We start from the raw sequence: 12,518 nt of genomic DNA, 5'->3' as shown, positions 1-12,518 counted from the left end.
GGTGAAGAGATCCTGAATCACTGAGAAGAGACAGCGGTGGGCGGCTACCGGGCTGCTCACACGTCTCGGCTGTTGACTCTGTGGAACGGAGATCGATGTGTGGACGGAACGACTGCTGGAAGCGACCGGCTGGGAGGACCAACGGCTCATGTTGCCGTGGGCATCCCTTGAAGACGTGCTGGAGATCCGACTGCCGGACGACTACAAGCGACTGTGTGAAGCCTTTGGCGCGGGCGTCTTCTCTGGTGCGTACTTCGCTCTTTCGGTAGGCGATGGTGCGTCCAGCGACTTCCTCAGCATGTGGCGAACTCAAGTGCGGTACGCGCCTGAACCGGGCAGCGAAGAAGAAGGGCAATCGCGGTACGCGCCGTACGCCATCTATCGGCCCCGGCGCGGGGGCCTGATTCCCTGGGGGGCGAGTGAGTCGGCCCACCAACTCTTCTGGATCGCCGATTCCGGATCTCCGGACGACTGGCCCACCCTGGCCATGTCGCCCGAGGCGGCGGCAGGGGAATGGAACCGATACGAGATGTCGGCTTCCGAATTCATGGGCCGGGCAATCCTGGACCCCGAATTCGGAGGTCTCGGTGTCGCGGACTTGGTTCCCCGGCCTTTCTTCGATCCGCACGGGGGCGAAGTTGGCTGAGCCGGACCCACGGACGAGAACCCGCGGCCGGGACGCCTCCCGGACCGGACCGGCGACCGTGGTGTTCCCGGTCCGCTGCGCCACCGGGAACACCACGTGATGTCACCACTCGGACCCCACACTTGGACTTCTCGCCCGTGCGTTCTCACGCGGGGAGCCCCGCTCAGCGCCTCCGAGCCCCACCCGGAACGCCCGGGCGCGCGCCCCCAAAGCGCGCGCCCCGCCGTACCGGAAGTGGAGACCGTACCGACTTGCGTCAAGGAGTGATGTCGGCCCCGGGCTGCGGTTTGGTGGCTTCACGAGGGGCCGAGTGCAGTAGTCCGATGAGTGCCGCGCCCAGGATCGCCGGGACGACGAAGGCGTAGAAGCCGGCCTTCGGGGAGCTGATCAGGACGGTGACGGCGGCCAGATAGCTCGGGCCGACGATGGCGCCGACACGGCCTACGCCGAGGCTGAAGCCCAGTGCTGTGCCGCGCAGGTGTGCCGGGTGGGAGCGGGCGACGAAGATGTTGATGAGGGTCTGGGAACCGAGTGCGCCGAAACCGGCGACGGCGGAGGCGAGGAGCAGCAGGGGCCGGGCCTGCGGTGTGCTGAGGACGATCATGGCTACGCCGGCCAGGAGGAAGCTCGCCATGGTGGCGAGCTTAAGGAAGCCACGGTCGGCTATCAGGGCGGCGCCTATGGTGCCGATGACGGCACCGGCGTTGAAGGCGATGGCGAACTCCAGCGACGAGCGGAGGTCGTATCCCGCCTCGACCATCAGGGCCGGCAGCCAGGTGCTGGCGCCGTAGACGATGACGAGCCCGACGAACGTCGAGGCCCAGGCCAGGAGAGTCAGCCGGCGGTACCGAGGCGTCAGCAGTTCGCCGAGCCGGTTCGCGGAGGTGGTCCGCTCAGGGGCCGGCTCCGGCTCGGCTGTGCTGGTCGCGTGTGAGGTCTGATCGTCGATCGATCCGGGGACCATCCGCCACACCACGGGGATGAGCACCAGGGGGATGACGCCGAACAGGAAGAGGGTGCGGAAGTCCCATTCCGGCAGCAGGGAGCGTCCGACGACCGCGGTGATGATGCCGCCGATGGCCAGTCCAGTGGTGGCCACGCCTACTTGGAGGGAATGGCGACTGGGTGTGGCTGCTTCGCTGACGTAGGCGGTGACGAGGGGTATCAGGGCTCCGACGCCCATGCCGGTGAGGAATCGTGTCGCGGCGAAGAGTGTGAGGTCATCGGCTATGGCGCTCAGGAGCATGCTCAGGGACAGCCAGGCCAGGCTGAGGACCATAGGGAGCCGACGGCCGTAGAGGTCGCCGGCCCAGCCGGCGACGATGGACCCCAGGGGCATCCCCAGTGCGGTGAGGCTGCCCAGCAGTCCCAGGGTCGACTTGGTGACGTCCCAGTCGGGGTGGGCCAGGAGGGAGGGGCCGACCGCGCCCAGGATGAAGAGGTCGTATCCCTCGATGCACAGGATGACGAGCCCGAGGGTGACCGCAGGGCCGGGGCGGACCCCGGGTCTGGGTCCGCTGGAGATGGAGCTCATGTTGGTACTCCTCACGGAGAGGCGCGCGGGGGAAGCGCGCGGCGATTGCAGGTGTTCGAGGACGAGGGCGAGTAGGCCCTGACTGATCTCGGCACGCAGCGCCGAGGGTTCGACCGAGCACGATCGATCCGCCCCAGGGGCTGAGGGCAGGTCGAACTCGGGCCATCGGGGGATGCGGCCCAGCACTTGGGCGGCGAACGCGTCGTACGACTCCGGGCATCCGGGTCGCCGAATCCCGCGCCCGCGGGGCCTGATTGTCTGCGTCGACGGTGCGAGGCCGGAGGAGTGGGTCGAGGCGGGAATCCGGGCGAGCGGCGCGCTATCTGAGGTTTCGCTCGTCGGGGCGGCAGCAGAGGGGTGGCGCAATCGGCCGTTGCCCGCTGGGGCACATGGCCGATGATGATCTAGCTGCTTGACGGTTGCTCGGGCCCACGGAGGGTGTGCCGAGTTGGTGTTGGCGGGTTGCGGACGTGTCGGGGCAACCCGCCATCACCATCGTTTCGGTGGGGCGCTCGCCAGCCACACCGGAGTGATCAGCGGGTTCCCGTAGATCCGCGACGCCCCATGGTGCGAGCGGGCCATGGGGGTACGGCCGGCGCGCCTCGCTGGGTCGGCGAGGTCAGGAGTGGCCCGTGAACGTCAGGGTGAGTGCTCTTCGGCCGACAGGACGATGTCGAAGACCGTTGATGTCCAGGTTCCGGGAATCACACGGCCGTCCGGGGTGGGTGTACCGGGTTCGTGGCGTTCGAAGTCGTAGATGAGTGACTCCTTCACACCGAAGACGGAGTCCGTGCCGAGATACGCATCGCCGGCGACGAAGATATGGGTGACCAGTCGGCGGAAGCCGGGTGCGGTCACCATGAAGTGCAGATGGGATGCGCGCATGGGTGAACGTCCGGCGGCATCCAGCAGTTGGCCGACGGGTCCGTCGTCGGGAATCGGGTACGGCGTGGGAGTGAGCCCCCAGAACTGGTAGCGACCATCGGCGTCGCTGTACAGGTGGGCTCGACCGGTGAGCCGATCGTTGTCGTACTGGACGTCGTACATGCCGTCCGAGTCGGCCTCCCAGACCTCGATCCTGGCGCCGGCGATCAAGTTTCCGGCTGTGTCGGACACGGTTCCGCTGATCAAGGATGGTTCGCCGGTGGCGCCGTGGGCGATGTCCCCACCGGGCTCGATCCTCGGTGAGTTCTCGACGAAAAAGGGGCCGAAGACGGTCGCCTCGGTGGCCTTGATGACGCCTGGTGCAGCTGTTGCGTCGTTCACCGCGACGGTGAGCATGGAGATGCCGAGCACGTCCGACAGGAGTACGAACTCCTGACGCGTGTCGGTCGTCGTGTGCCCGACCGCCGTCAGGAACGCGATCGCCTGGTTCCACTCGTCCTCAGAGAGCCGAACCTCCCTGATGAACGCGTGGGTGTGTCGCACAAGCGCCTGCATCACCTCACGCAGTCGCTCATCCTTGGCCGTGGTGAAACTGGCCACTACGGCGTCGGTCACGACCTGCTCCCGGTGAGCGTCGAGCGTGCCGGGGTCAGGGTCTGTGCCCTCTGCCGTGTGTTCGTGTGCCATGACGATCCCTTCGATTCAGGTATCTCAGCCGGGGAGCGGTACCAGCAGCCCTGCTTCGCCGCGGCACGCGCGCCCGAGGAGAGCGAGCAAGTCGTCACGGGTGACGGAACGTGGGTTGGACGGTGGAATGTGACCCATCACCAGGTCGGCGGCGTGCTCGACGTCCTTATCCGAGAGCCCCAGTGCCTGGAGCGAACGGGGCGCGTCGAGCCGTGCGTAGAGGTCGAGCAGGGCGCTGAAGGGGGCCTCCGGGTCCCCGAGAGCCGCTCCGAGACGGCGAGCGGCGTCAGGTGCGGCGGGCAGATTGAATCCTGCGACGTGCGGGAGGATCACCGCGTGGGTGGCGGAATGCTCCAGGTCATAGGCACCGCCGAGAACATGACAGATCTTGTGGTGTAGCCCCGAGCCTGCTCCGGCGAACGCGACGGCCCCGAGATAGGTACCGAAGAGGATGTCCCGCCGGGCCTCAATGTCCTGGCCGTCGGCCGCGATGCGTGGGAGGGAGGCCGCCAGTGCGCGCACGCCCTCTGCGGCGAGTGCGGAGCTCATCGGATTGTGCTGTGGAGCCCACCAGGAATCGACACAATGCGCCAGCGCGTTGAGCCCTGATGTCACCGACAGACGGGTGGGGAGGGTGAGCATGAGCGACGCGTCGTAGACGACCACACGCGGCAGGACCTTCGGGTCGATCCCGGTGCGCTTGCGGCCGTCCTCGGTGATGCCCCAGACGGGTGTCGCCTCGGACCCGGCGTAGGTTGTGGGGACCGCGAGGATCGGCAGTCCCGTCGTGAGCGCCGCCGCCTTGGCGGCACCGGTCGTCGACCCTCCCCCGACGCTGAGCAACAGGTCCGCATCGTGCTCCTGGGCAGCAGCGCTCACCGCGGCGGCCACGTCGGCCGGGACATGCGGTCTGACGTCGCCGAAGACGGCCGCGACCGGGATGTCCTGGCAGATCTCCTCGGCCACCGCCCGCTTGCCCTCAGCAGCGATGAGCAGGACGCGGTGCGCGCCGAGCCTGGCGATCTCAGCCGCTACGTCGTGCCGGGCGGTGCCGGAGCCGAAGAGAACCCGCTGTCCCCACGACTCGTACACGACCGCAGCGGCCGGCGGGTTGGTCTTCATGGTCCAACTTCCTGCTGTGTCATGGATCTCCGTGGCGCCATCATTCCGTGGCAGGTGCAAGGCCGAGGAGGCGTTGGGCGTTGCGGTGACCGATCTTCGCCCGGTCGGCTTCGCTGATCGGCGCGTCGCGCAGGAACTGAGTGGCGGTGTCGATCTCTTCGAACGGGTAGTCCGTACCGAAGAGGATGTGATCGGCGCCGATGGACAGCATCGCGGCGAGAAGTGGTGGAGCGGAACACACTCCGCTGGTGGTGATGTAGAGGTTCTCCCTGACGTACTCCGACGGCTTGCCGCGCTTGAGCTCGATGCCGTGGTGGGCGTGGAAGTTCCACCGGGAGTCCATCCGCCAGAGGGTGAACGGCAGGCCCTCCCCCATATGGCCCAGGAGCAGTTTCGCCTTGGGGAAGTCGTCGAACACACCGCCGAAGATCAGACGCAGTACGTGGGTGGCGGTGTCAATGCCCCAACTCCACATCGGTCCCACCAGCTCAGGGTGGCCGGAGAAGACATGGGCCAGGTCTACCCCGTTGGCCGGGTGGAGGTAGAGCGGTACGTCGAGGGCCTCGGCGCGCTCCCACACCACCCGCAGGGTGGGGTCGTCCAGGTAGGTCCCGTTGGTGTGAGCGTTGACCAGGGCACCGCGCAAGCCGAGTTGGGTGACCGCGCGCTCCAGTTCGTCGGCGGCCTTCTTGGGGTCCTGGAGGGGCAGTGCGGCGAATCCGGAGAATCGGTCGGGGTGTTCGGAGATGACTCCGGCGAGGTGGTCATTGACGGTGGCGGCCTGCCGTACGGCGGCGGCCGGGTCGGTCTCGGCCTGGATGCCGGGGGAGTTCAGCGACAGCACCTGCATGGCGAGCCCTGCCGTGTCCATCGCCTCCAAGCGCTCCTCCGTCAGGTCGAGCAGTCGACGTGAGGCTTCGGCCCAGGCTTTGGGCTGGGCTATGGAGGAGGTCGACGTGCCATGGCCGACGAGTGCGGGGGTGACGAAGTGTTCTTCGAGGCCGATCAGCTTCATGCGCTCTCCTACGGGGGTAGAGGCGGGGGGAGAGGGTCAAGGACCACGGGGCGAGGATGTTGGGCGCGAGGACGGCCACGGCAGCGGGTTCGGCGGCCGTGACCGTCTGCGCGCCGAGCGACCCTAGACGGCCGTCGAAGGAGACAGGTAGTCCTCGGGCCGTGTGTAGCGGGAGCGAATCTCTTCGGGCGACAGGTCGTCCCGACCGGTCAGGTCCACCTCGGAGTTCTCATAGCGGAAGGCGTAGCCGCCTTGTGGCAGGTGGCAGATCTCCCACCAGTTGCCGTCCAGGTCCTGGAGGAAGAAGGCATAGGTGCCGTGTTGGCGTACGGGCTTGGTGATCTGCCTGATCCCGTACTCGTCCTTGACCTCGTGCAGCATTTCGTGGGCCTGCCGCACTTCCTCGTCGCTGGACACATCGAGGCCGTTGTGGTTCATCAGCGGCATCTCCCCTTCGCCGGGGGTCTCGACGGCTGCGTAGCAGTGGTCACTGCCCAGGCGGACGAGCAACGCCATGGGCGCCTGCTGCACCACTTCGAGGCCGAGCACCTCTTCGTAGAAGCGGCGGGAGGCGGAGATGTCCCGGCACTCAAGCGTGCCGTGCGACAGGAACTTCGTCTTCAGCAGGGGCGTCTTGGTGGACCGATGGGTGATACCGGGCATGATGTGTCACTCCTTGAGGCGATTCAGAAGACGGTTCGACAGGGAAGGGACAGGGGGTTGCTGCGTCAGGGTGTGGCAGCGGGCAGGGGGACGGGGTCCCCCGACGCGACGGCCCGCCGGTAGTCGCGTAGCCGGTGGGGGCTGCTGACCAGGAGCGCGGCCGTCATCTGGCCAGCTCGGCTGTATACGACGACTCCGCGGCGCTGCGCCAAGTCGCCCTCGACCACGGTCACCAGATCGTCGGGATAGGGGTGACCGACCAGTTGGAGCTTGCAGTCGTACTGGTCGGACCAGAACATCGTGGTGTCGCTGAACACCGTTGCGGGTCGATCGTCGAGGGCGAGCAGGGTGGCGGCTGCGGTGTTCGCCTGGCGCAGGGCGTTGTCCCAGTGCTCGACCCGGACCAGGGCGCCGTCGCGGTGGTGCGGCCAGCGGGCCACGTCCCCGGCGGCGACGATGCGATCGGCGACCGAGAGGTCCGCTCCGCACACCACGCCGTCGTCCAGTGGCAGCCCGCTGTTCTCCAGCCAGTCGGTTGCGGGCCGGGCACCCACACCGACCACCACGACATCGGCCGGCACGACCTCGCCGCTCGCCAGCTGTACTCCGGTGACCCGGTCTCGGCCGGTGAAGCCGGCGACCCCCGCACCCAGCCGCAGCCGCGTGCCGTGATCACGGTGCAGGGCGGCCAGCATCGTGCCCACTCCGGGGCCCAGCACCCGCGCCATGGGGGCGGGGCCGGCCTCGATCAGGGTGACATCGAGGCCGAGCGCGCGGCAGGAGGACGCGACCTCGCTGCCCACGAATCCGGCCCCCACGATGGCTACCCGTGGAAGTCCCACCAGGTCGGCGCGCAAGGCGGCGGCATCGGCGAGCGTACGCAGCACATGTACACCGGGTGGAGTCCGTATCGGTAGCCTGCGGGCGGCGGCCCCGGTGGCGATCACCAGTGCGTCGACCCTGTGGACGTGAGTACGGTCTCCATCGCTGGCGCGCAGGTGTAGCCGCCGTGCGTCGAGGTCGAGGCCGGTTGCCCGTACGCCCAGTTCAAGGCGGACGTCCTCCAGGCCGGTGTGCATGCGGATGCTGTCCGCGGCGAGGTCGGCGGAGGTCAGGAAGCGTTTGGACAGGGCAGGTCGTTGGTAGGCGGCCTCCGGTTCATCGCCGAAGACGGTGACCGGCCCGTCGAAGCCGTGCTGTCGTAGTCCGTGTGCTGCGGCAAGCCCGGCGGCGGAGGCTCCGACGATCGTGACATGGCGAACGCGATCCCGGACCATGGTTCAGCCCTCGGTGAGTGACAGGGCCTGCACCGGGCAGCTCCGCACGGCTTGGCGGATCTCGACGAGCAGGTCGGCCGTCGGCTTCTCGGCGAGGATGACGAGGTCACCCTTCTCGTCCATCTCCAGGGCGTCGGGGGCAAGCCCCGCGCACAGCCCCGTGACCTGGCAGAGTGCGCGGTCGACGGTCAGGTTCATGAGGTGCCTCCTGGAGTGGTGTCGCGGGCGGTGACGGGAGTGGTGAGTCGTCCGAGGTGGCCGATGGTGATCTCCACGATGTCGCCCGGCCGCAGGAACCTGCCCTTGGGCAGACCGACGCCCGCTGGTGTGCCGGTGGACAGGAGGTCGCCGGGCTGGAGTGTGACGAAGGTGCTGGCCGCGGCCACCAGCTCCGCCACCTCCAGGATCATTTCCTTGGTGCTGCTGGTCTGCTCAGGGCGGCCGTTGACCGTCAGGGTGATGGGCAGGTCGTGTGGGTCCGGAACCATCCACGTGGGAGTGACCCCGGGACCGGTGGGGCAGAAGGTGTCCTGGCCTTTGGAGGCCAACCAGTCCCAGACGAAGGGATCGGCGATGGCGTCCGTCCTGCGGTGCGGGCCGCGGGCGGAGATGTCGTTGACAATGGTGTAGCCGGCGATGTGATCTACCGCCTGCCCGATGGGAATGTCGCGACCGCCCCGGCCGATGACCACACCGAGTTCGGCTTCCCAGTCCACCTGCTGATCCTCGTCCGGAGAGATCACAATGGGGTCGCCCGGGCCGATCACGGTCGTGGAGGGGGGCTTGAGGAAGAAGAACGGTGGGACCCGGTCCATGTCGTTGCCGGTCATTTCAAGCAAGTGATCGCGGTAGTTGGAGCCCGAGCCCAGGACGGTCCGCGGGTAGCGGACGGGAGCCAGGACCTGCGCACCGACAACGCGGGCTACACTCGTGGGGTTGTATGTACGCAGGGCCGGGGCGATCGTCTCCCAGTCCTGAAGCGCTTCGAACAGGCCCGCATAGCCTTGCAAAGCGGGTACTTCCCACAGCTCACCCTCGTGAAGAGCGGCGCAGAAACTGCCCCGCTCCGGGGTTCGAGCGGTGACCAGAGACCACGTGGGTGAGGAAAGAACCTCTTCGTCGGCTGCCATGGGGCCTATTTGACTGCTGACGCCGAAACCCGGTCCAACACTCTTGAACGACGATTAACAGCCATTTACTGTTAACACCCTGTGAACCTGGACCTACGACTGGTGCGCTACGCCGTCGTCCTCGCCGAAGAGCTGCACTTCGCCCGTGCCGCCGACCGACTCCACATTGCCCAACAAACACTCTCCGCACAGATCAACAGTCTGGAGACCCGGCTGGGCGTCACACTGTTCGTCCGCGACAAGCGTCATGTCGCCCTCACTGCCAAGGGAGAACTCTTCGTGCGCCGGGGTCGGGAGCTGCTCGCCCAGGCTGACGACCTCGTGGCTGAAATACAGCGGAATTCCGCCTTCCTCCGGCTGGACGTGATCACGGAGGGCCTCACCACCGGGACCCTCGTCCAGGAGATGCGTCCGCGCATGCCCGACGTGACACTGGAGTTCGTCCAGGGCCAGGGGCTCTCGGCCACCGTTTCAGCGGTCACCGGAGGTCAGGTGGACCTGGCGTTCGGCCGGGTCCACGGGACGGCCGAGCCGCTGCCTGCCACGCTGAGCCACCAACTGGTGCGCTGGGCACCCCTGGGAGTCGTCCTGCCTGCCGGCCATCCGCTCGCCGCGCATCCGAAGGTGGCCATGGAGGCACTGGCCGCCTACCCGCTCCTCCTGCACACGCCGGTGGAGGCCGCGGAGTGGCGGGACTGGAACGAGGAGTTGGCCGCGAGCTTCGGCCTGGAGATCGGTTGGCGGCTGCACGGCCACGGCAGGCAGGCGGCCAACACCGCTGTTCTGAACTACCAAGCACCCACGTTCGGGCCGCTGGAGGCACTCGTACCCGACTCGCTCGTGGTCAGACCGGTGGTGGCGCCCATCCCCCTGTTCCCCTATTCGGTGATCTGGCGCTCGGAACGCGCCACGGCCACACTCAGGCACGCCCTCGCCACCATCCACCAGATCGCGACCGAGAACGACTGGCTGACAGCCCCGGCCGAGGACTGGTGGCTACCTGACCGCGACCGGGCCTGACCGCGACTGTCCCACCTACCGGCCGCCATCCGCTCCCCCGCCGTGGCCACGGAAGAGGTACACATCCGACTGACGCACCACACGACGTCAGCGCCCGCCCGCTCCACCGCCCCTTTCGGAACGCGTCCCCTCGCGACCTTCCCAGCCTGAGAGAACCGGTGGGCACTGACCCCAAGGGTCCGGTCCGGTGGAGGTCTACGGGGCGACGGCTGACGGGCCAGTGGTCACGCGAGGGTGCCCAGTGCGGCGCCGAGGGCCTGTCCGACCTTCCGGCGGGCCTCGACGGCTTCGGGGATCAGGCCCGCGTAGTAGACAAAGATGTGGATCTGACCGGGAAACTCGTGAACGTCAACGGGGACTCCGGCCTCGCGCAGCCGTTGGGCGTAGTCGGCTCCCTCGTCGTGCAGGGGGTCGTACTCGGCGAGGATCATGGTGGTGGCCGGGGCGCCACGGAGATCCGGTACTGCCAGTGGTGCCAGCCGGGGGTCGGTGGGATCCGCGCCGGGGGCGTACTGGTCGAAGGACCATTGCATGTCCCGTGCTTGCAGGAGGAAACCTTCTCCGTACTTCCGGTAACTCTCGGTGGCACCGACGGAAGCTTGCGTGACGGGGTAGATGAGGGCCTGGTGACGCAGTGCCCGGGGGTGCTGCCGCAGGGCGAGTGCGGTGACGGCGGCCAGATTCCCGCCTGCGCTGTCACCCGCGACAGCCACCCGCTCCGGATCGATGTCGAGGCCGGAAGTCCCATCGAGCAGCGCGCGCGTCACGCCGACTGCGTCATCGAAAGCGGCCGGGAACGGATGTTCCGGGGCGAGCCGGTAGTCGACCGAGACCACAACCGCCTGGGAGAACACGGCCAGATCGCGGGCCGTGGTGTCGGCGAGGTCCAGATCACCGACCACCCAGCCGCCTCCGTGGAAGAAGGCGACCACGGGAGAGCTGGGATTCTCCGTCGGCCGGTAGACGCGCACGGGCACGCCGGCCACGTGGGTGTCGAACACCTCGTGGACGGGTGTCGCTTCCCCGGTCAGCCCTACTATCTGAGCTGCGCCGGCACGGTTCTGCTCCACCGACTGCGTGTCCAGCGGCGCTGCGTCGACTGCGAGGTCCAAGAGGGCCTGCGCGCTTTTGCTTACCATGTGACAACCTTTCCGAAGCTGAGATTCGCCAGTTGCGCCGAGCGGTGTTGTGAACAGGTCGCCCGCAGGGCGGAAGGGGCCGTGCGTGGCGACCTGAACCCACGCAGGCCGGAGTTGGCCCCCCTGTTGCGTCGAAGCTGCTGGTGGGCCGTCCGACTCGGCCGTGTTCCGGTGCAGTGAGGTGAGGTGCCTACGGATGGACGGCCCGTACCGGTGGTCAGACGGCGAGGTACCCACCGTCGACGGGTATGGCCGCGCCGGTGACGAACTCCGAACTGTCGGACAGGAGCCAGTGGACGGCTTCGCCGATCTCGTTGGCCTTGGCGAATCGGCCGAGTAGGTGCCGCTGGCGCAGGGCGTCGAACATTCCGGAGAACGTGGGGTCTTCGGAGAGCCGGGCGATCAGGGGAGTCTGCACAATGCCGGGCAGTACGGCGTTGATACGGATGCCGTGCTGGCCGTAGTCCGCTGCGGCGGCTCGGGTGAGGCCGATGACACCGTGCTTGGCGGCGACGTACTCGCTGGCGTTGGGTATGGCGACCTGGCCGAGCGAGGAGGCGGTGTTGACGATCGAGCCGCGGGTACCGGACTCCAGCATGGCAGCGATCTGGTACTTCAGGGAGTAGAAGACCCCGGTCAGATCGACGCGGATGGCCCGGTCCCACTGCGCGGGGGTGAGCTCGTGGAGGGGGGTGGCGGCCTGCTCGACACCGGCGTTGTTGAAAGCGCCGTCAAGCCTGCCGTAGTGCTCAAGAGTCTTGGCCACCAGGGCCTCGGCCTCTTCGGCCACACTGATGTCCGCCCGGATGAAGGTGGCTTCTCCACCCGCCTGGCGGATGCTCTTGGTGATCTCCTCACCCGTCTCGCTGATGTCCGTGACGACGATCTTCGCGCCCCGCTCGGCGAGCAGCCGCGAGGTCTCCGCACCGATTCCGCTGCCCCCGCCGGTCACGATGACCACTCGGTTCTTGATGTCCATGGTTCTGTGCTCCTGTGTTCTGTGGAAGATCGATGAGGGAGGGGATCAGCGCCTACCGCGTTCCATCCGGCCGGCGCCGGGCCGCGCGGGCCCGAGTGACACTCCGTGGCCGCCACACCGCCCATACGCCTCCGCCTCGTTCCATATCGACCATAATCCCTGTCCGAACTGGAAAATTCCCTTGATGTTCAGGCAGCGCCGGAAGGTGACCGCGCAGGACCGGGCGGTGACTACGGGCAAGCGATGGCGATATCGCTCTCTTCCTGCGGATACGGCGGCCAGCCGTTGGACGATCAAGAAAAAGGGCGGCCCCTTGAGGCCCGCGCATCATGAGTTCCGGGCAGACATGCCGGTATTCGGCGGTGACGATCCCCATATTTACCTGTTCGCACAATTAATCGCCCCAAGGCCATGTCGCTTG

Annotated in this window: 12 protein-coding genes; 2 read left to right on the top strand and 10 right to left on the bottom strand. The window is 67.6% G+C overall.

Going from position 1 to position 12,518, the window contains the following annotated elements; genetic code table 11:
* The first annotated feature begins 97 nt into the window (after positions 1 to 97).
* Positions 98 to 646 carry a hypothetical protein gene (locus OID54_RS29015; RefSeq protein WP_329024244.1) on the top strand — a complete coding sequence of 183 codons (549 nt, stop codon included), beginning with the start codon at positions 98 to 100 and terminating at the stop codon, positions 644 to 646.
* Between the two features lie 256 nt (positions 647 to 902).
* Here OID54_RS29015 and OID54_RS29010 read toward each other — a convergent pair whose 3' ends face one another.
* The 8 genes from OID54_RS29010 to OID54_RS28975 all read right to left on the bottom strand — a co-directional run bounded on the left by OID54_RS29010 (position 903) and on the right by OID54_RS28975 (position 8,959).
* Entirely contained in the window at positions 903 to 2,180 is a 1,278-nt protein-coding gene (locus OID54_RS29010; RefSeq protein WP_329024242.1) for an MFS transporter, read from the bottom strand.
* Positions 2,181 to 2,819: 639 nt separating this feature from the next.
* Complete coding sequence (locus OID54_RS29005) at positions 2,820 to 3,752, bottom strand: dioxygenase family protein (protein ID WP_329024239.1); 933 nt, start codon at positions 3,750 to 3,752, stop codon at positions 2,820 to 2,822.
* A gap of 24 nt (positions 3,753 to 3,776) precedes the next feature.
* Positions 3,777 to 4,874, bottom strand: a complete 1,098-nt coding sequence (locus tag OID54_RS29000; protein ID WP_329024237.1) for a maleylacetate reductase — start codon at positions 4,872 to 4,874, stop codon at positions 3,777 to 3,779.
* Positions 4,875 to 4,914: 40 nt separating this feature from the next.
* A complete protein-coding gene (locus OID54_RS28995; protein ID WP_329024235.1) occupies positions 4,915 to 5,889 on the bottom strand; it encodes an amidohydrolase family protein in 975 nt (324 codons plus the stop codon).
* Between the two features lie 123 nt (positions 5,890 to 6,012).
* Positions 6,013 to 6,552 (bottom strand): VOC family protein, encoded by a 540-nt coding sequence (locus OID54_RS28990; protein WP_329024233.1) that lies wholly within the window; start codon positions 6,550 to 6,552, stop codon positions 6,013 to 6,015.
* Positions 6,553 to 6,617: 65 nt separating this feature from the next.
* Positions 6,618 to 7,829 carry an NAD(P)/FAD-dependent oxidoreductase gene (locus OID54_RS28985; protein WP_329024231.1) on the bottom strand — a complete coding sequence of 404 codons (1,212 nt, stop codon included), beginning with the start codon at positions 7,827 to 7,829 and terminating at the stop codon, positions 6,618 to 6,620.
* A gap of 3 nt (positions 7,830 to 7,832) precedes the next feature.
* Positions 7,833 to 8,027 carry a ferredoxin gene (locus tag OID54_RS28980; protein WP_329024229.1) on the bottom strand — a complete coding sequence of 65 codons (195 nt, stop codon included), beginning with the start codon at positions 8,025 to 8,027 and terminating at the stop codon, positions 7,833 to 7,835.
* Positions 8,024 to 8,959 (bottom strand): fumarylacetoacetate hydrolase family protein, encoded by a 936-nt coding sequence (locus OID54_RS28975; RefSeq protein ID WP_329024227.1) that lies wholly within the window; start codon positions 8,957 to 8,959, stop codon positions 8,024 to 8,026. Before OID54_RS28975 ends, OID54_RS28980 begins: the two co-directional genes overlap by 4 nt.
* Before the next feature lie 81 nt (positions 8,960 to 9,040).
* On the opposite strand from OID54_RS28975, the gene OID54_RS28970 reads away from it, so the two are divergent.
* Positions 9,041 to 9,979, top strand: coding sequence for a LysR family transcriptional regulator (locus tag OID54_RS28970; RefSeq protein WP_329024225.1), 939 nt, complete (start codon positions 9,041 to 9,043; stop codon positions 9,977 to 9,979).
* A gap of 224 nt (positions 9,980 to 10,203) precedes the next feature.
* Here OID54_RS28970 and OID54_RS28965 read toward each other — a convergent pair whose 3' ends face one another.
* Together OID54_RS28965 and OID54_RS28960 are read right to left on the bottom strand one after the other, a co-directional pair.
* Entirely contained in the window at positions 10,204 to 11,118 is a 915-nt protein-coding gene (locus OID54_RS28965) for an alpha/beta hydrolase (protein WP_329024223.1), read from the bottom strand.
* A 217-nt stretch (positions 11,119 to 11,335) separates the two neighbouring features.
* Positions 11,336 to 12,097, bottom strand: coding sequence for an SDR family NAD(P)-dependent oxidoreductase (locus tag OID54_RS28960; RefSeq protein ID WP_329024221.1), 762 nt, complete (start codon positions 12,095 to 12,097; stop codon positions 11,336 to 11,338).
* Positions 12,098 to 12,518 lie beyond the last annotated feature (421 nt).

The organism is Streptomyces sp. NBC_00690, assembly GCF_036226685.1.
Classification (GTDB): Bacteria; Actinomycetota; Actinomycetes; order Streptomycetales; family Streptomycetaceae; genus Streptomyces.
This window is presented reverse-complemented; position numbering and strand designations above follow the sequence as displayed.

Coding starts and splice junctions, on each gene's coding strand:
- OID54_RS28965 (WP_329024223.1), bottom strand. CDS start 11,118: ATGGTAAGCAAAAGCGCGCAGGCCCTCTTGGACCTCGCAGTCGACGCA.
- OID54_RS29000 (WP_329024237.1), bottom strand. CDS start 4,874: ATGAAGACCAACCCGCCGGCCGCTGCGGTCGTGTACGAGTCGTGGGGA.
- OID54_RS29005 (WP_329024239.1), bottom strand. CDS start 3,752: ATGGCACACGAACACACGGCAGAGGGCACAGACCCTGACCCCGGCACG.
- OID54_RS29010 (WP_329024242.1), bottom strand. CDS start 2,180: ATGAGCTCCATCTCCAGCGGACCCAGACCCGGGGTCCGCCCCGGCCCT.
- OID54_RS28995 (WP_329024235.1), bottom strand. CDS start 5,889: ATGAAGCTGATCGGCCTCGAAGAACACTTCGTCACCCCCGCACTCGTC.
- OID54_RS28980 (WP_329024229.1), bottom strand. CDS start 8,027: ATGAACCTGACCGTCGACCGCGCACTCTGCCAGGTCACGGGGCTGTGC.
- OID54_RS28985 (WP_329024231.1), bottom strand. CDS start 7,829: ATGGTCCGGGATCGCGTTCGCCATGTCACGATCGTCGGAGCCTCCGCC.
- OID54_RS28975 (WP_329024227.1), bottom strand. CDS start 8,959: ATGGCAGCCGACGAAGAGGTTCTTTCCTCACCCACGTGGTCTCTGGTC.
- OID54_RS28960 (WP_329024221.1), bottom strand. CDS start 12,097: ATGGACATCAAGAACCGAGTGGTCATCGTGACCGGCGGGGGCAGCGGA.
- OID54_RS28990 (WP_329024233.1), bottom strand. CDS start 6,552: ATGCCCGGTATCACCCATCGGTCCACCAAGACGCCCCTGCTGAAGACG.